Annotated in this window: 14 protein-coding genes; 6 read left to right on the forward strand and 8 right to left on the reverse strand. The window is 58.4% G+C overall.

Annotated features, from left to right (window positions below):
• Positions 1-339 precede the first annotated feature (339 nt).
• The 4 genes from H281_RS0131910 to acnA all read right to left on the reverse strand — a co-directional run bounded on the left by H281_RS0131910 (position 340) and on the right by acnA (position 6,061).
• Positions 340-912: a carboxymuconolactone decarboxylase family protein gene (locus H281_RS0131910; RefSeq protein WP_020071192.1), complete on the reverse strand. Its 573-nt coding sequence runs from the start codon at positions 910-912 to the stop codon at positions 340-342.
• A gap of 340 nt (positions 913-1,252) precedes the next feature.
• Positions 1,253-2,485, reverse strand: coding sequence for an MFS transporter (locus H281_RS0131915; RefSeq protein ID WP_338117955.1), 1,233 nt, complete (start codon positions 2,483-2,485; stop codon positions 1,253-1,255).
• Positions 2,486-2,495: 10 nt separating this feature from the next.
• Positions 2,496-3,368: an isocitrate lyase/PEP mutase family protein gene (locus tag H281_RS0131920; RefSeq protein WP_020071194.1), complete on the reverse strand. Its 873-nt coding sequence runs from the start codon at positions 3,366-3,368 to the stop codon at positions 2,496-2,498.
• Positions 3,365-6,061 (reverse strand): aconitate hydratase AcnA, encoded by a 2,697-nt coding sequence (gene acnA, locus H281_RS0131925; protein WP_020071195.1) that lies wholly within the window; start codon positions 6,059-6,061, stop codon positions 3,365-3,367. The genes H281_RS0131920 and acnA overlap by 4 nt, the downstream gene beginning before the upstream one ends.
• 146 nt (positions 6,062-6,207) lie before the next feature.
• Between acnA and prpR the strand changes: the two genes are divergently transcribed.
• Positions 6,208-8,115 (forward strand): propionate catabolism operon regulatory protein PrpR, encoded by a 1,908-nt coding sequence (prpR, locus tag H281_RS0131930; protein WP_027805123.1) that lies wholly within the window; start codon positions 6,208-6,210, stop codon positions 8,113-8,115.
• Between the two features lie 304 nt (positions 8,116-8,419).
• Here prpR and H281_RS37075 read toward each other — a convergent pair whose 3' ends face one another.
• Positions 8,420-8,710, reverse strand: coding sequence for a hypothetical protein (locus tag H281_RS37075; protein WP_164701970.1), 291 nt, complete (start codon positions 8,708-8,710; stop codon positions 8,420-8,422).
• A 243-nt stretch (positions 8,711-8,953) separates the two neighbouring features.
• Between H281_RS37075 and H281_RS0131935 the strand changes: the two genes are divergently transcribed.
• Positions 8,954-10,129: an acyltransferase family protein gene (locus H281_RS0131935; RefSeq protein ID WP_020071197.1), complete on the forward strand. Its 1,176-nt coding sequence runs from the start codon at positions 8,954-8,956 to the stop codon at positions 10,127-10,129.
• Between the two features lie 297 nt (positions 10,130-10,426).
• On the opposite strand, the gene H281_RS0131940 is transcribed toward H281_RS0131935, so the two are convergent.
• Together H281_RS0131940 and H281_RS0131945 are read right to left on the reverse strand one after the other, a co-directional pair.
• Positions 10,427-12,775: a PAS domain S-box protein gene (locus H281_RS0131940; protein WP_020071198.1), complete on the reverse strand. Its 2,349-nt coding sequence runs from the start codon at positions 12,773-12,775 to the stop codon at positions 10,427-10,429.
• A gap of 387 nt (positions 12,776-13,162) precedes the next feature.
• The gene (locus tag H281_RS0131945; protein WP_020071199.1) at positions 13,163-14,128 is read right to left on the reverse strand and encodes a GlxA family transcriptional regulator; all 966 of its coding nucleotides are present in this window, start codon (positions 14,126-14,128) and stop codon (positions 13,163-13,165) included.
• A gap of 184 nt (positions 14,129-14,312) precedes the next feature.
• Between H281_RS0131945 and H281_RS0131950 the strand changes: the two genes are divergently transcribed.
• The 4 genes from H281_RS0131950 (at position 14,313) to H281_RS0131965 (ending at position 16,738) form a co-directional block, all read left to right on the forward strand.
• Complete coding sequence (locus H281_RS0131950; protein ID WP_020071200.1) at positions 14,313-14,606, forward strand: hypothetical protein; 294 nt, start codon at positions 14,313-14,315, stop codon at positions 14,604-14,606.
• Positions 14,607-14,622: 16 nt separating this feature from the next.
• Positions 14,623-15,030, forward strand: a complete 408-nt coding sequence (locus H281_RS0131955) for an MAPEG family protein (protein WP_020071201.1) — start codon at positions 14,623-14,625, stop codon at positions 15,028-15,030.
• A 91-nt stretch (positions 15,031-15,121) separates the two neighbouring features.
• Positions 15,122-15,988 (forward strand): NmrA family NAD(P)-binding protein, encoded by an 867-nt coding sequence (locus tag H281_RS0131960; RefSeq protein ID WP_020071202.1) that lies wholly within the window; start codon positions 15,122-15,124, stop codon positions 15,986-15,988.
• Between the two features lie 21 nt (positions 15,989-16,009).
• Positions 16,010-16,738 (forward strand): hypothetical protein, encoded by a 729-nt coding sequence (locus H281_RS0131965; RefSeq protein ID WP_020071203.1) that lies wholly within the window; start codon positions 16,010-16,012, stop codon positions 16,736-16,738.
• Positions 16,739-17,183: 445 nt separating this feature from the next.
• On the opposite strand, the gene H281_RS0131970 is transcribed toward H281_RS0131965, so the two are convergent.
• Positions 17,184-17,707: NIPSNAP family protein (locus H281_RS0131970; RefSeq protein ID WP_020071204.1), on the reverse strand; the 524-nt coding region annotated here is incomplete at its 5' end.

A 17,707-nucleotide genomic window follows, 5' to 3' on the forward strand; every position in this document is an offset into this window, starting at 1 on the left:
CCAGTTTGTCAGGGGTTGGTGCGGCCGTTCGTCGCGCCGTCTTCCTGCTATCCACGCCGCTGCTGTTCACTGCCGTCCCGCGATTGCACAGCCTCCTGGCGCTGAAGATTCCGCGAAACCTCCCAGCCAGTCGCCTGCCGCGGACGGCGCTGGTTCGCAAAATTCCTCGATGACGTGCAGGCTCAGGGCTAAACCGTGGCACCAGCGTACCGCGCACTGATAATTGCAGCTGGAAACGGAAGCCGTGATGTGCCGGAGAGTTCTTCTCCCTCCAACTACTCTAGCCGGCCCCGTCTTTAACTTTACAACGCCAATTGATCGGTTCTGGCTAGAAAAGGTTTAACCAAGTGGCGATGTCCTCGACCCAATTTTGTCGGTAAGTTCCAAAGGTACCCGGCAGCCATTCAGGAAAAGACTGAGCAGATTGAACCACGCTATCATCAAAACAAGCTTGCGCGTTATCGTTTGCCCATATGCGTCGAGGAGTTGCTGCAAAGTCTCATCAGTGAGGGTGCCGGTTGCGCACATCTCATCTGTCGCCGTGCAGACAAGAACGTACGGAACCGGCAGCTGACTATTAGCATCGAGCGAACCAATGCACTCAATCTCCGTTTCCGAAAGCCCGTTATTACGAGACATTGCCACGTTAGCCTGCCACTCATAAGGCGCATTCAGAACGACCGCAGCTCGCAAGATGATAGCTTGGCGCACCTTTGGGTCAATTCCCTCCGCTGAGAAAACAGCGCGTACCAATCCCATTGTCGCAGCACACATGTCGTGTGTCCCGGCAAACATCTTGACGACGTTAAGCGTTTCTGCGGCGTTGTAGCTCTCGCCCAATACTTGTCGTAGCTCATCATCTGGCGGAAGCGGTATGGATACTTTGTGGGTGTAAAGTTCGGGACCCGTCATATTTTCTCTCCACATGCTCGATCAAGTTTCGGTCAAAAAGGTCACGGCACCTACGGCTACAGCACAACATCTCAATGTCGCAAGCGAACAATTGCGGACGTGTACATATGGTCCATGTTCCGAACGCTCTGCGCCCATCGTTCCCGATGCCTGTCACCTCGTGCAAGATCGCACCCGGGCCGAAAAGCCGCACGGCGGGGCACCTTGGTAGCAAGTATCGTAAAACATCGCGCTAGCTCCATGTCACGTCGACGATCAAAACAGGTACGCTGACGATCTCTTTTCTTACCGCTTCCGAGCGATTGATCGGAAGGCCTTCAGCGCCGCTCAATTCGAAGACTTAAACCGGCACAGCAATCTTCGTTGAAGGCTGCATGCAGTAGCTGAGCGCCAGATAGCAAGCCGCTGATGCCATCAGCGCGCACACCATCAAATCAAAGCCTCCATTGAATGATCCCGTGGTACGCACGACGTAGCCCACAATCACTGGCGCCGTTATTCCCCCGATCTGGCCGCCGGTGTTAACGAAGCCGACAAAAGCGGCGCGCTCGCGGACTGGGGCGAGGTCCAGCGCGAGCGACGCATAGGGCCCAAATCCGCCGTACATGAAGAACGCACTGCAACACAAACCAATCAGACAAGTCAGGATGTCGGTCGACGTATAGGCCATATAGAGCGTTCCCGCCGCGCATAGATAGGCCATGGCCACCATTTGCCCCCGAAACCGGTAGAGTGCATGACTGCCGAGCCAACCCATTGTGAGAATGCCTGCGAAGCCACAGATATACGGAATGGATGCGGCGTAGCCCAGTGCCTTGAGATCGAGATGACGCTGGATCGCAAGGTAACCGGGCATCCATCCGAGAAAGCCCCAGAAGCAAATGTTGAAGGTCAGGTACCCGAAGAAAAGTAGCCAGCTGCCAGGACGTTTTAGCAGCCATAGCCACCCCGCAGCGTGCGATTCGTCAATATGATCCGGTGTCTTTGGAGGCGCAGATGGCATCGCGAACCACAGTACCGCGGCAAGTAAAATCCCCGGCAATGAAAACAGCAGGAACATGCGCTCCCAACCAACCGAGCGTAATGCCCACGATGCCAGCGGCGCTACCAGCGCCGGTCCGAGTGCGAGCGCGGTAATCCAGACACTGTTTGCCGTTGCCCGCTCACGTGGGGTGAAATAGTCACCTACGAGCTTGTAGCATGCTGCATTGGACGACCCTTCTGCCAGTCCGAAGCAAAGCCGCACGACGATCAATGCAGCCGTCGTTTCCACGACTCCCGTCAATCCAGTGAACACAGACCAAAGCAAAGGAGCACAGACGAGCATAATCTTCGCACCGAACTTGTCGGCAAGCAGGCCACCGGGCAATTGCATGATCGCGTAGCCCACCGTAAAGGCAGCGAGTACCCACCCGAACGACGCCGTATCGATTGAAAGCGACTTCATCATTGACGGGGCGGCAACCGAAATGTTTACACGATCGAGATAGTTCACGAATTGCAGCAGCCATATCAAAAACAAAACGCGGTAACGCTTACTCATTGTCTCCTCCTGTTCACTTTGATGTCTCACGCCTTTTTTGCTAATCGTTTGCGCACTGTTTCGCCAGTGCGTCGTATCGTGCGAAATTGACCATCTTTTGCCGTTCGGCGAACGACATGATCTGGTCTTCGCGTCCTTCTATCGAGCCGTGACTACGCAAATGCTCCAAGACGTTCTTCATTGCGAACATAGCTGCCTGCAGTGCGGCGTTCGCGTAAATGACGCCCGCATAGCCCAATTCCGACAATTGCGCCTGCGGTAATAGCGGCGTCTTTCCCCCTATCACCATGTTGCACACTTGAACGCCCGGCGCCTCGCGCGGAATGCGTGCGAGTTCTTCGAGTGAAGACGGTGCTTCGACGAACAGCACGTCTGCCCCCGCATCGCGATACGTGCGGATCCGTTCGAGCGAACGCTCGAACCCTTCGATCGCGCGTGAGTCGGTGCGGGCCATGATGAGCGTGTCCGCGTTCGCTCGGGCATCGACGGCAGCCTTGATTTTTGCTGTCATTTCTTCTATCGACACGACTGCCTTGCCTTCAAAATGTCCGCAGCGTTTTGGAAACGTCTGGTCTTCGAGCATGATGCAGTTCGCACCCGCACGCTCGAAAAGACGCACGGTCCTCATGACGTTCAGGGCGTTGCCAAATCCCGTGTCCGCGTCGGCGATGATAGGAATGCTCACGGCCTCGCGGATTGCATTAATGTGCGCGCCCACTTCGGTGACAGTCGTGAGTCCGATGTCAGGCGCTCCCAGATAACTATTGGCAATGCCTGCGCCCGTCACGAAAACGGCGGCGTAGCCTGCCTCTTCCGCGATGCGCGCGGCCAACGCGTTGCTCACTCCCGGTAGCAGCAATGCTGCACTTGGTTGAAGCGTCCTTCTGAGAAATGCACCGCACTCGTGACTCATGACGAAGCTCCATTGAGCTGAGACGCAAGATGCTGTTCGGTCACAGCGGCGGCAGGTAGCAGGAGTTGCGCTGCGATGTATTGGAGAACGCCGCCATGCCGATACCATGCAATTTCGCGCGGGATGTCGAGGCGGCAAATGAGCGTGATCGAGTCGCGCGCACCATTGGCGCGGGAAACTTCGCATTCGATCCGCTGGTGCGGCTGAAGCGCCCCTTCAATGCCGAAAATGGTGAAGCTTTCTTCACCCGTCAGACCGAGCGTCTTGCGCGTCGTGCCGGGGGGAAACTGCAACGGCAAAATGCCCATTCCCACCAGGTTCGATCGGTGAATGCGCTCGAACGATTCCGCGATGACCGCACGCACGCCGAGCAGACGCGGACCTTTTGCTGCCCAGTCACGAGACGATCCCGCGCCGTAGTCGGCGCCGGCGATGACAATCAGCGGCACGCGTTCGTCGCGATATCGAGACGCTGCCTGGAACACCCGCATCACATCCCCCGACGGGACATGGCGGCTCCATGGCCCTTCTCTATCGGGGGTCATTTCGTTGCGCAAGCGGACGTTGGCGAAGGTGCCGCGCATCATCACGTCGTGGTTTGCGCGGCGGGACAGCAGGGTGTTGAAGTCGGACGGTGCGACGCCAGCACCGTGCAGGAACCTTCCGGCCTCGGTCTCAGATCGGATGACGCCAACCGGTGAGATATGATCGGTCGTGATGCTGTCGCCGAGCATAAGAAGAGCGCGCGCACCGACGATATTAGCCATACCGAAGCCGTCATCCGCGAACCCCGCATCGAAGTACGGGGGCCTTCGAATATAGGTGCTCGCTTGATCCCAGTCGAAATGGTCGCCTGAGGCTGCGGCGATGCGTTGCCAGCGTGCTTCACCCTGAAAGGCCGTTGCATAGACCCGCTTGAACATCGTGAGCGTAACGATACGGCGGAATATCGCGTCGATATCAGCATCGTCGGGCCACACGTCGGCGAGCATGACAGGTTGCCCGTCAGCCTCGTCGGCGATCGGCTCGGTAGTCAAATCCCGCAGGATGGTTCCCGCACACGCGTAAGCGACGACTAACGCCGGCGAACCGAGGAAGTTGGCGCGAGCGAGCGGATGCGTGCGTCCCTCGAAATTCCGGTTGCCCGACAGGACCGTCGCCACCACGAGACCCTCCGATAGGATGCGTCGTGCCACCTCCGCATCCAGTTGCCCTGACGACCCCGCGCACGTCATGCAGCCGTATCCGGTCAGATTGAAACCGAGCGAATCGAGATCATCCTGGAGCCCTGACTCGCGCAGATAATCGGTCACAACGCGCGAGCCCGGCGACAGGGAGGTTTTGACCCACGCCTTTGGTTTCACGCCACGCGCTCGCAGATTGCGCGCAATCAATCCGGCGCCGATCATTGCGCGGGCATTGGAAGTGTTCGTGCAGCTTGTGATGGCCGCGATGACCACACTGCCGTTCGTCAAACCGCGGCCTTCCGCGGTCAGCCCGAATTCTCGATGAAATCGCGCGGACACGTCTTTCAGATCGACGCGATCTTGCGGCCGCTTCGGGCCTGCCATGGATGGCGTGACAGCGGAAAGATCGAACTCGAGCCTATCGGAATAAGCTATACGTTCCTCATCGGCGCCTGCTTCTGGGCGCCATATTCCTTGCGCTTTCAAAACTGCCTCGGCGACTGCGACTTGCTCGCGTGATCGGCCCGTCGCATGCAAATATTCGATTGTCGCTGCGTCGGGCGGAAAGAAGCACATCGTGGCCCCGGCCTCCGGCGCCATGTTGGCGATCGTCGCCCGGTCGGACACTGGAAGGTTATCAAGACCTTCACCAAAAAACTCGACAAAACATCCGACTACTTTCTTACCGCGCAGGAATTCGGTCAAGCTCAGAACGATGTCAGTACACGTAACCCCGGATCGCGGCCGTCCCGAAATCCTGCAGCCGATCACCCGCGGTAGTAGCATCGAGATCGGTTGCCCCAGGATGGCCGCAGCCGCTTCAATGCCACCAACGCCCCACCCGAGCACGCCGATGCTATTGACCATGGTTGTGTGGCTGTCCATGCCGACCAGGGTGTCAGGAACCACGAACGTGACATCGTCAATAACGACTGTCTGCACGCCGGCGGCGAGAAATTCAAGGTTAACCTGATGCACGATGCCTGTTGCTGGTGGCACGACGCGCACATTGTCAAAGGCGTTCTGCGCCCATTTGAGAAACGCATAGCGCTCGTGATTGCGTTGGTACTCCAGCGCGAGGTTCAGATCAAAGGCGTCCGACCTCCCTGCATGATCCGTGATCGCTGAATGATCCACGACGATGTCCACCGGGATCAGTGGATTCACGCGCCAGGAATCGCCGCCCTTCTTGCGCACGGCGTCACGCATGGCGGCCAGATCGGCGACCAGCGGCACGGCCGAGGAATCGGGCATCAATACGCGCACCGGAAAGAAGCTGATCTCGCGATCTGACTCGCGCCGAGTTAGCCAATCGCGGATAGCCGCCACGTCGTCAACCCCGCCGCGGCGCATCGCGTTTTCAAGCAGGATGCGCAGTGAGACTGGCAACTCAGACAACGGCGCGAACCCCTGTGCCTCAGCGCGTTTCAGATCGGCGTACCGAAGCGGCCCGCTTGCCGTCTCAAGGGTCGTCCAAAGAACGTCTTCCATGCGGATCGAACTCATCTGCCGTCTCCTATTGTTTTGAGGTCCTCATACTTGCAGGATGCGAGCCAGCTGCTGTCAGCACGATAAGTGTTTGATCGGCATAGACAAAGTTCGCGGCACCAAGTATGTTGGACGTTTCATCGGCGAAATGTCGCGTTGCACACATGAAACAGACTACTAAGTCTCAATTTGCTGTTTCCGGCCGTAGACCGCGTATCTGGGCTATCGGTATCAGTCGTTTGCGCGAGCTGTACCGCGATTTGGCGTCGAGCTATGACGATGTCGCCGATATACGCCTTCTCGAGCGAGGCTTCGACGGTGCGCTCGAGGCGATCAGCGCGGCGGGCGCCGAACGTCCTGACGTGATAGTGTCAGCGGGGGCAAACGGGAACTATGTCAAGAGTCGGACGGACATCCCCGTGGTCCTAGTTTCCGCCACTGGATTCGACGTCATGCAGGCGTTGGGGCGGGCCCGTCGGGAGTCAGAGAAAATAGCGCTTGTGATGCACGGAGAGATGCCGACCGAAGCTTCGCGGTTCCTGGCAGCGTTCGGATTTGACATTGTGACAATGTGCTATGCGACGACCCAAGACGCCGAGAATTGCGTTCTGGACCTGCGCGATGCCGGAGTCCAAGTGGTCGTGGGCCCCGGTCTCGTGACGGAACTTGCGGACAATTTCGGCATGCGTTCGGTCTTCCTTTATTCGCAGGGATCTGTTCGAACCGCCCTCGATAACGCGCTCAATCTTGCCCGCGCTGTCCGCGCCGAGGGCATGCGCCGCCGCCGGCTCGATCAGGTGCTCGCGAATCTGCGCGACGGCGTGGTTGCACTCGATGAAGCCGGACGCGTTGAGGCCATAAGCGGAAAAATGGCGTCGATTCTGGGAGTACCGGCATCGCAGGCCGTAGGGAAACCGCTAGCCGAGTTGTCACCAGAGGTGGCATCGGCGGTGCCGCGCATGTCGGGCGAAGCTTCGGAAACGATAAACGGCATTACCTATGCCGTGCATCGGCACGAGTGGGACGAGGCGGGCCAAGGGACCGGCGCGGTCGTGACCTTCGTGGAGTCGCTCGCTTTGCAGCGTATGAACAACTCACTGCGCTCGGGGCAGCGGGTGCGCCAATTCACGGCGCGCTACACGATCGACGATTTACTTGGCAATAGCAACGTCATTAAGAAAATTCGTGGTCGCGTCAGGCAATACGCCGCGAGCGATGCGACAACGCTCGTCACCGGCGCCACCGGTACGGGCAAGGAAATAGTCGCGCAAAGCATCCACAACCTTAGCGCGCGCAGGAGGCACGCGTTCGTCGCTATAAATTGCGGCGCATTTCCTGACACGCTGCTTGAGAGCGAGCTGTTCGGATACGAAGACGGCGCGTTCACAGGAGCGCGTCGGGGCGGTAAGATGGGTCTAATCGAATCCGCACATCAAGGCACTCTGTTTCTCGACGAGATCGCGGAAATGCCTCTCGCGCTACAAAGCCGCCTGCTGCGAGTCATTCAGGAGCGCGAAGTTGTGCGACTAGGTTCTACCGACCCGGTCAAGGTGGACGTGCGCATCATCACCGCGACACACGGCGCGCTGAAAGCCCGAGTTGACGAAGGCACCTTTCGGGCCGATCTCTTCTACCGGGTCAACGTACTCACGATTGAAATGCCGCCACTAAGCGAACGATTGGAAGACCTACCGCTGCTTGCCAGGCATTTGCTGAAGCACATGCGACCCAATTGGACCTCAAGTGAGATTGACACATCGCTGCAACCGATCTTGGGCTTGCTGACCGGTTACGCTTGGCCCGGCAATGTGCGGGAACTGTATAACGTAATGGAGAGATTGGCTTTGGCGCTTCCGGCTCCGGGGCGATCTATCGATGTCGAGCAACTGTGCGAACTGATGCCAGAAATGACTGAGCTTGCTCATCCGATGCCGTTGAAAGGATCTGGACAACGACATGAGATCGACAGAGTGCGCAAGGTGCTAACATCGTTCGACGGCGATCGGGACAAAACCTGCGAGGTCCTCGGCATCAGCAGGACAACCTTATGGCGCAAGTTGAATCAAAGATAACGTCTTGTGACTGACTTGGGTTTCTATTAAGCGAGAGCGTCCGATCATTCTGGCCCTTTGAAGGACCGAGCGTTGAGGAAGCCTTCTAGGGCCGACGACGCTTAGACCAGCGCCGCGTTCCGCTGAGCGACTTCACAACGCTGCATCACCGCCTGGTTGACCTGGCCAATGCCGGCTTGCGAGCAGCAAAGAGCGGGAGAGGTCGCGGAGTGCTTGGAACTATAATAGTGCTCACGGGCCGTTCCCGACGAACAAGAGACCGGGCACACCACAGGGTCTATAACACGTCAGATGTGAAAAAACGTCAGCCTTTTCCAGGGAAAGAGCACAACGATTTCGCATGGATGCGAGCATCGAACTGGGCATCAGAATTGTCTTGATTAAAGGCGGAACCGGCAGCTTTCCGCTTGATCATTGCTATATTCACCCAACACGCCTTGTCTGACTTTTCCGTTGTGGAGGCGATGATTTCAGAATTGAGACGATAACAATTATAAACTTGCGATTCGCGGAATGCGATATTGCGCGCGCCTCGTATAAGATTTCGGTCCGCTCCAAAAATGCTTGGCACGAGTTCGCCGGGAATGAAATGCATCCTGCGCACAGCGATAAATCTTCAGTTCCGGCCAACACCTCCAGACATAACGACAGTCCGGGAGACGGAGAATCTCGTTCCGATAGACTGATTTCCTCCTGTGGATGCGTTTCGGCGATTCTTCGGGTTCGTACGGCCTGGCAACTTAATCACCGACGAGCAGCGCTTTATGAAGGCGTTAAAGAGAGGCGCCACCGATCTCTGTCGAAGCACGGGGCCCAGGATCAAAGTCGAGGGAGTCAAATGAATGTAAGGAGCTTTACGTCGCTACGTGGTGTTGCATGCCTCGCGGTAGTAGGTACGCACGTTTGGACAATTTTTGATCTTCACCGGTTGATCTTGGGACGGTACGGCTCCAGTTCGCTTGAAGAGTTCATATCGACACTAGTTGACAGGACATTGAATGGACAGGCCGCTGTCGAAATTTTCTTTGTGCTGAGTGGCTGCGTGCTAGCGCTGTCCTTGCAAGCCGTATCAGGCGCCCCCGATAGGTCGTGGATTAAGGCGTTCTATATCAAGCGGTTGTTCCGTATTTATCCCGCCTTGTGGGTTTCAATCGCACTGACGCTCTGTCTTTGGCCCCTTATAAAAACGGGACTATCGTCACCTGCATACAGTGCCTGGGCTCTCGACGCATATCCGTCCCAGATCGATGCCAGATCAGTGCTACTGTCGCTGGCCGCTATTTATGTACATTTGAACTGGCCGATGTGGACGTTGCGGGTGGAACTGTTCTATTCGGTTATGTTTCCCGCGATCTTCCTGATGGTCACGAATCAACGCACGCGCGCGCCGTTTATCATTCTGATTGCGTTGCTTGCGTTCGCGCCGATTCCACGGAGCTTTTCGCTCCATTACGCGTTAGCCTTCAGTCTCGGAGCCGTCATCCCCTCATCACGTGCATCCGGCAACGTCAATTACCGGCTGATTGGTCTGGCTCTGGTACCACTCCTGATGTATGCCAGAATCGCCCTGGAAACGAGGATCGGTCTAAAGACCATTGAAACGATCGAGATCCTCATTGCCTTTCTGATCGTATATTGTCTGTTCCACAACAAAAAACAGATTCCACTTCTTGATGGCCGTCTTTTCGGCTACATCGGCAAGATCTCGTACAGCATCTATGTTCTTCATTTCCCGATCGTGTTTGGCATTGCGGCAGCCCTGGTGGCCATGTTTGGAACCGTTGCGATTCAACATAACCCTTTGCTGATGGCGTCGTTGCTGGGCGTGCTGACGCTGCTCGTCGCAGTCCCACTGTCAATGGTATCCAACAGATTCGTCGAAGACCGAGGTAACGCTTTTGCAAAGCACCTCACAACGCAAAGGGTCACGCGCTCTCGAGGTGGGTCGGTTACCCAACGCGCCATACACGGCAGCACAACCCCGCTCGATTCTGCGCGCGGGGACAGGGTTTGAGATCAACCCATTGATTGCGGGGGTATCGTGCGTTGCGCGCTATCGTGCTAAAGCTGGGGATGGATGGTCATGCGCCCGAAACGCCGCATCTCGACGACGACGTCCGCTTCAATCGAGCGACGGGACGCGCAGGCCCTGCTAGTCGACCCACTCGATCAGGCTACTTCCTCGCAAGCGGTCAGTCAGCCAGTTAAGGTTTTGCAACTCGAACGCCCGTAAGCGGTCGTTGGCAGCCTCACCCAGCCGGCCAGGAAGCGTCATTCGTCCCTCCCGTTGCGCAGACGTCCAGAAGCGCGGCTAAGGGCCGGAACTGTCCAGTGCCTGGCCCAGTTCTTCCAGGGTATACGGCTTGCGCAACGTCCGACAGCGGAATGGAAACGCGTGGACATCAGGCACTTCGTTGCCCGAGGCAAAAACGACCTGCAGCGCCGGCCGCAACTCAACGGCTCTTTCGGCAAGCTCGGTTCCAGCCATGCCGGGCATTGCGAGATCAGCGAACAACACGTCGAATGGCTGTTCTGCAAGCCAACGCAGCGCAATCTCCGGCGAGACAGTTGTTGCAGCAGCGTGCCCGAGTATTTCGACCAGTTCGCTCGTGGCTTCTAGTAGCGCAGGGTCGTCGTCGACCACAAGCACCCTCAGGCATGCCGTGCTGGCATTTTCTGTCGGCGGGGTTGCGTCCGTACCTATATCCGTGGCACCGGCAGGGCCAAGCATCTGGCGAATCTTGTAGGCGAGCTGTTCGCGGCTGTACGGCTTGCTCAATAGTTCAACGCCCGGGTCCAGCCGTCCACCATGAATAATCGCGTTCTGAGTATAGCCAGAAGTAAAAAGCACCTTAAGGCGCGGCAGCAGCTGGATCGCCTGGGCGGCCATGTCGGGACTGCGCACGGGCCCGGGCATGACGACGTCCGTAAAAAGCAGGTCAATATGGATGCCACTGCGGATCACACTCAGCGCCTGCTCCGCGTCGTCTGCCTTCAGCACGCTGTAGCCAAGGGCCGACAGCGTATCGACAACGGTAGACTGGACTTTCAGATCGTCTTCCACGACGAGGATGGTTTCTTTGCCGCCCAGCAACCTGACGCTTGGTCTCGGAGGAGGTTCGATTGCCTTTTCGGTCGACCGCGGCAGGTAGATCTTGACGGTCGTACCATGGCCGATCTCGCTATAGAGGCGGATATGTCCGCCGCTCTGCTTGATGAATCCATAGGCCATGCTTAAACCGAGGCCGGTTCCCGAACCTTCAGGCTTCGTGGTGAAGAATGGGTCGAAGGCCCGCTCAAGCACACCGGGCGGCATGCCTGTGCCGGTGTCGGTCACGGCGAGCATGACGTACTGGCCTGCTGGCACGTCGGGCAACCCGGCTGCGTAGTCATCGTCGAGCATCGCGTTAGCCAGTTCGATGGTCAGTTTTCCACCGCCCGGCATCGCATCGCGTGCGTTGATTGCCAGATTGAGGATGACATTCTCCAGCTGATGAATGTCCACCAGCGTGTTCCACAGGCCGCCAGCGACGATCGTCTCAACCTCGATCTCCTCTCCGATTGCGCGCCGCAGGAGATCATCCATGCGCCGTAGCGCGGGCGCCGGATTGATCACAACCGGTTGCAGAGGCTGGCGCCGCGCAAAGGCGAGCAGTTGGGAGGCCAGTTTCGCCCCGCGATCCACTGCATCGTCAGCCCTGTCTAGCCGCTCGCGGGTCCAAACGTCGCGGCCATGACGGCTGTCCAGCAATTCGAGGTTGCCGCGCAATACCTGCAACACGTTGTTGAAATCGTGCGCGACCCCGCCTGTGAGCTTACCGACGGCCTCCATCTTCTGTGACTGGAAGAGGGCCTTCCTGGTCTCTTCCAGAAGCCGGTCCGCTTCCATCCGCGTAGTCACGTCACGGGTGATCTTCGCAAAGCCGGCGAGCGTTCCATCGTCGTTGCGGATGGCATCGATCACTACGTGCGCCCAGAAACGGGTGCCATCTTTCCTGACCCGCCATCCTTCGGTTTCGAAGCGGCCATCTCTCGCCGCGGCCGTCAGTTCGCGCTGTGGCTCTCGGGTCGCGACATCTTCCGGCGTGAAAAAGCGCGAGAAATGCGAGCCGACGATTTCTTCGGCGAAGTAGCCCTTGATGTGCCGCGCGCCGGAGTTCCAGTTTGTGACCACGCCTTCCGGCGATAGCATGTAAATTGCATAGTCAGTGACGCCGTCGACCAGCATGCGGAAGCGCCGCTCACTGTCCAGCACGGCCTCGTGCGCAGCCCTGTTGTCCGAGATGTCGCGCACGATGCTCACAAAACCGACGAGTTCTCCGCCGTCCGTATGCAGTGCGGTAATCAGCTCGCTGCCCCAGAAGGTCGTGCCGTCCTTACGGGTGCGCCACCCTTCGGTGTTGTGGCGGCCTCTCAGACGGGCGGTTTCGAGGGCCGCCGACGGCGCCTGTTTCTGTCGATCATCCTCCGTATAAAGGATGTCGAGCATATGGCCGATAATCTCGTCCGGCTGATATCCGTGGATGGCCGTGGCACCGGCATTCCATGTCAGAATCCGGCCTTCCACCGAGATCGCACAGATCGAGTAGTCAGAGACGGAAGCTATCCACTCGTCCCCCCAGTTTCGCATCGTACTGAACACCTGCCGGATGCTCGGCATATGCAACTCCCTGTTTGAATGTCTCTGCAAAGAAATATTCGGTCGACATTTTATCCTAGGCAGCTTTTAAAAAGAGGAGTGCAGCTGCGGCCGCAAGTGGCCCGTTATGTGTCTTCAGCTGCCGGTTAGTCTACGCATGCCTGTCGTTCGTTGTGGGTCGATTTCACCCGTTCGCCAATACTTCGGGTTGGCCGGCGACGCTTGTTTGCTGACTGCCGGATTAGGCCACGATCCGTCATCCGTCCACTACTTCGCCTGAAGACTCAGACAACGCTTGGTCCGCAGTTTGCGGCCGTTCGATTGCAGACGAAGGACATTAGCTTGTTCGGCCGTTGCCGTTATTCGTGCACTACATGGCCCGTTTAGCGGTGCACCGTTCAACGGTTGTCAGCGCAAGTCAGCGCGCAACTCGCGCACCCCTCTTCCCAAGCGGTCACGCAAGAGAGTTCCCAATGTCGCCCCATCGACGTAACCCACCTCCGCTGCGATTGCGTCAAGGTCAAGGTTGCTGCCGTGAACGAGCGATCTTGCGCGTTCCACGCGCAGGTCCTGGAAGTAGGAGAGCGGTGATTTCCCGAGCACGGCCTGGCAGCGACGTTGCAATGTCCGAGGACTCGTAGCAAGTGCGCGGGCTGCGTTTGCTAGCGAGAAGCCTTCCTTCAGATTGTCCCGCGCCCACCGTTCGAAGCGCTGGATGACGGGATCTGCTTGTGCCAGATGATTTGGAATGATGTAGGGCGCTTGCGACGAACGAAAGTCGGCAAGCAGATAGCGTGACACGACAGCCGCCAGCTCCGGGCTGGCCTTGCGCACTAGCCAAAGTGCTAGATCCAGATGCCCCATAGCGGCTCCGGCAGTAACGATCTTGCCCGAGGGCACAAGCATCCGAGTCTCGTCGAGCCGGATCGTTCGGTACCGCTGCCGGAACAACGGACTGAGCCACCAGGTCGTGGTCGCCTCCCCGCCGTCGAGCAACCCGGCCTCGGCCAGAAGGAACGTGCCGATACAGGATGCCGAAATCTGCGCGCCTCCATCATGCCATTTCACGAGCTGCGCCATAGCCTCCTTCACATCCCGCCGTTGGAGTGCCGGGATTAGCAGATCAGGTGTCCCTGTATTCAATGCTGGAACGATGACCCAGTCCGGCTTCATATCCGAGGTTACCGTTTCCACGGGAATCGCCAGTCCTTGCCCGGACCGGACCTTCTTGCGCATGCCCACGATCGTAACGTCGAAAGTCAGCGACCCGCCCATTTGCTGGGCGGCGAATTTATGGGCGAGCCCGAGCGCGTCAAGAAGCACGGTCAGACCCGTGTCAAATACGCCGTCGAGGGCGAGCAAGAATATACGCATGGCGTAACCGAACCTAAATGTCTCTTTGCGACTATATCGCGTCGCCCGACAGGGTGACACAAATCGGTGACTCCAACGTGGCGCGAACGATATCAAAGTTGTCGTTTACGACTGTTCGTCTTGCGAGGCAGTGGGCTCACACTTGAGTCCTCACTCAACCACCTCATTGCAAAGGCGATTACCCATGAAAGTTCTAGCGATTGGAAAAGGCGTAAAGCCGATCACTGATGAAGATCGCAAGCAGATCATGCCGAAGGAAGTGCCGCACACGCTCAATCTTTACCTCGAAGGTAAGATCGAGCAGTTCTATTTCACGGAAGACAAGCCTGGCGTCGTCTTCTTCATGAACGTCGCTTCGGTCGACGAAGCGAAGGCGACCGTCAGCGCGATGCCGCTGGCCTCTGCCGGCTTCCTCGATTTCGAGTTCCTGCCGATCGGGCCGCTGAAGCCCCTCGGCATGCTCCTTCAGGGCAAGTAACTCGGGGGTTTTGCCTATGAAGCTCGCCCCGGAAATCTACTATCTGGCGCTCACGGCCGTTCTGACAGCTCTGATGTGGGTGCCCTACATGGGCGCGCGCACCCTGACCCGTGGGGCCGGCCGCACGTTGGGCGATCCCGCCAACCCGAGCGCACCGGCCGATCCGGCGTGGGCTCAGCGGGCGCGACGCGCGCACGCCAATGCGGTCGAGAACTTCGCCGTGTTCGCCCCGCTCGTCATCATCCTCGCGATGATCGGGGTGAGCACGCCGATGACGGTGCTGGCGGCACAAACCTACCTCGGTGCGCGGGTCGTTCATTACGTTGTCTACGCCGCTGGCCTGTCTGTCGTGCGCACGCTCGCCTTCGTCGTCGGCGTTGGCGCGACGCTGGTCATCGCCGCCGCTGTGCTCGGCCATGCCTGACTGATCGCCTTTCAATCTCTTGTACCGTGCACGACCCGAACCGCTGCCGCGGGTCGCTGATCCGATTGCAACACTACTGAAGGACTTAGCTATGAAGCCCAAAATTCTAATCTCGGGTGCCGCTGGATCGACCGGCAGCATTGCGACGCAGCTCCTCGTGGAAAGGGGCTTTCCCGTTCGCGCGCTCGTCCGCAAGGAAGACGAGCGCTCGGAGAAGCTGAAGGCGCTCGGCGCGGAAGTGGTCGCGGCCGACATTCTCGACTTCCGGGCGATTCAGCCCGTGTTCGAGGGCATCCAGCGCGCCTATTTCTGCTATCCGGTCGCACCCGGCATCGTGCAGGCGACGGTCGATTTCGCGCAGGCCGCCCTCGATGCCAAGGTCGAATATATCGTCAACATTTCGCAGCGAACCTGCCGCGAAGACGCCATCGCCAATTCCGCCATCCAGCATTGGCTGGCGGAACTGGTTTTCGATCGCTGCGGGGTGCCGGTCACGCATCTGCGGCCGACCGCCTTCAACGAATGGCTGCTCTACTTCCGGCACAAAATCCGGGACGGCGAATACACCGTGCCGTTCGGTCCCAACGGCAAGTTCGCGCCGATCTCCGCGCGCGACCAGGCCGAGGTCATCGCGGTGCTCCTGGCCGATCCGGCTGAGCACATGGGAAAGACGTATCCGCTGCTCGGACCCGTCGAGCTGGCCCCTCCGCAGATCGCCGAGGCCGTTTCCAAGACCCTCGGCAAGGAGGTTCGCTACAGGCAGGTGTCGCCGGAAGAGTGGGTCCAGATCGTGTTCGGGGGCGATTTCGCCTGGGGCGCGGAGCACCTCAAGGGGATCGTCCAGCAGCACGCGCGCGGCGACATGGCCGGGACCAACGACATCGTGGAGCGGATCACCGGCCACAAGCCGGAGTCGGTGCCCAAGTTTGTCGAGCGAAACCGCGCGGCCTTCGCGTAACTCTGATCGGAGAGCGAGCTGATGCAATCCCTTATCAACAAGGCGATCGAGGCCCACGGCGGCATGAAGCGTTGGAACGAAGTTCGGGAAATTTCCGTCATCGCTGTCCCTGACGGTGTTGCCTTGCACCTGAGGGGGCAGGCGGCATTCGCGAAGACGCCAACGCGAGTGACCGTCCAGACGAGAAGCGAAAAGGCGACGTTTGATCCCTTCTTGGCGCCGAGGCAGATCGGAGTTTTTGAGCCCTTTCGCACAGCCGTTAAAAGGTCCGATGGCGTTGTGCTCGAAGAGCTAGATAACCCCCGCGGCTCCTTCAAGCCAGACACGCCTTGGAGCGGGGCTCAACTCGCTTACTTCGCTGGTTATGCTATGTGGACCTACCTCACGTTGCCGTTTTCCTTGCTGACCGATGGCGTGCGTTGTGAAGAGGCCGGCTCATTGAGCGAAGATCACCAGACCTGGCGGGCCGTCAAGGTCACCTTTCCGGAGTCCTACGTCACCCATTCAACCGAACAGGTTCTATATTTCGACGACAATGGGCTGATCCGCCGACATGATTACTCCGTCGATATAGCGGCCAACGGCACGGCTGCTCACTACCTTTACGATCACCGGGAGTACGGCGGAATTGTCTTCGCGACGCGCCGTCGCATCTACCCGCGTGGGCCTGATCAACGTCCAAATATGGCCGTGGTGGTCATGGCGGTTGACCTTAGCGACTTCGAGCTGTCAGGCGTTGCTCTGCGATAGCAAGTTTTCGAGAGAATCATGCTGAACAACTACCGACTGGCTCGACGAGGTTTCTGAACTCCCCCTCGTCATGCTCGTCGTCACAGCCTCTTCTAACGTGACGCTCGTGCGCCGCCACTCTGTTACGCAAGGCCGTTCCAGTCTGGAAACAGTCATTGACATGCGCCAGTTTGAACGGCGGCTCTGGGTCGTGAGTACGCACTGCCGACTGGCCGCTTCCGGGAAGCGGAATTCCATTGGCCGCTTTCCGGCGATGAATTTGAAGAGCGGGCTGACGCAGCCCGACCCGAAACGGTCGGTCGTCGTCCTCCGGAGCGGACATTTATGCCTCTCTTGTACGGCCAACACATGCCGTGTGGGTTTTACGCCAAGCCGGAGGCATGAGAACACGTTTGGTGCGTCGTGAAGCTGTCCATCCGCTCAGGAGCGCTGCGCCAACGAGCATTTAACGCAGAGGCGACCACACCTCCGGCAGACAAATCGCCGAAGTTGCGTTTGTAATCTGTTCCGGACCGCCTTTGGGCGGCCAAAGGCCTTCAGCGTAATGCTGCCTTCGCAAGGTCATTCGCTCCTCAAGACTAGAGAATCCCCAGATATGCGCAATGCGCGGTGGTCCATCGAGTGCGTACATGTTGCCAATGAGATGCGATGTGTAGGCTTCGGCCGGACCCAGCGCGCGTTCCCATGCGGTAATGGTCGGTGCCACCCCTCCGGCTTTTAGCCAATAACGGCGAATTTCGTAGAAGCTGCCAAAGGTCGCCGGCGGCTCGATATCCGGCAAGAAGGGAAAAAGAGCGTAGCTTTCCATGGTGAACTGAACACACGCGCTTTCAATTCCGAAGGGTTGTTCGGAGGTCAATGCGCGATTTCGATCATGTTGCAGCTCATCCATCGTTTTGAAGCCGCGCATCACTATAATGCGCGACAGTTCGCCGATTTCCGTGCGCCACGCTCCGAGCAGCCTGCCTG

This window comes from Paraburkholderia caledonica (assembly GCF_000383275.1).
Taxonomy (GTDB): Bacteria; Pseudomonadota; Gammaproteobacteria; order Burkholderiales; family Burkholderiaceae; genus Paraburkholderia; species Paraburkholderia caledonica.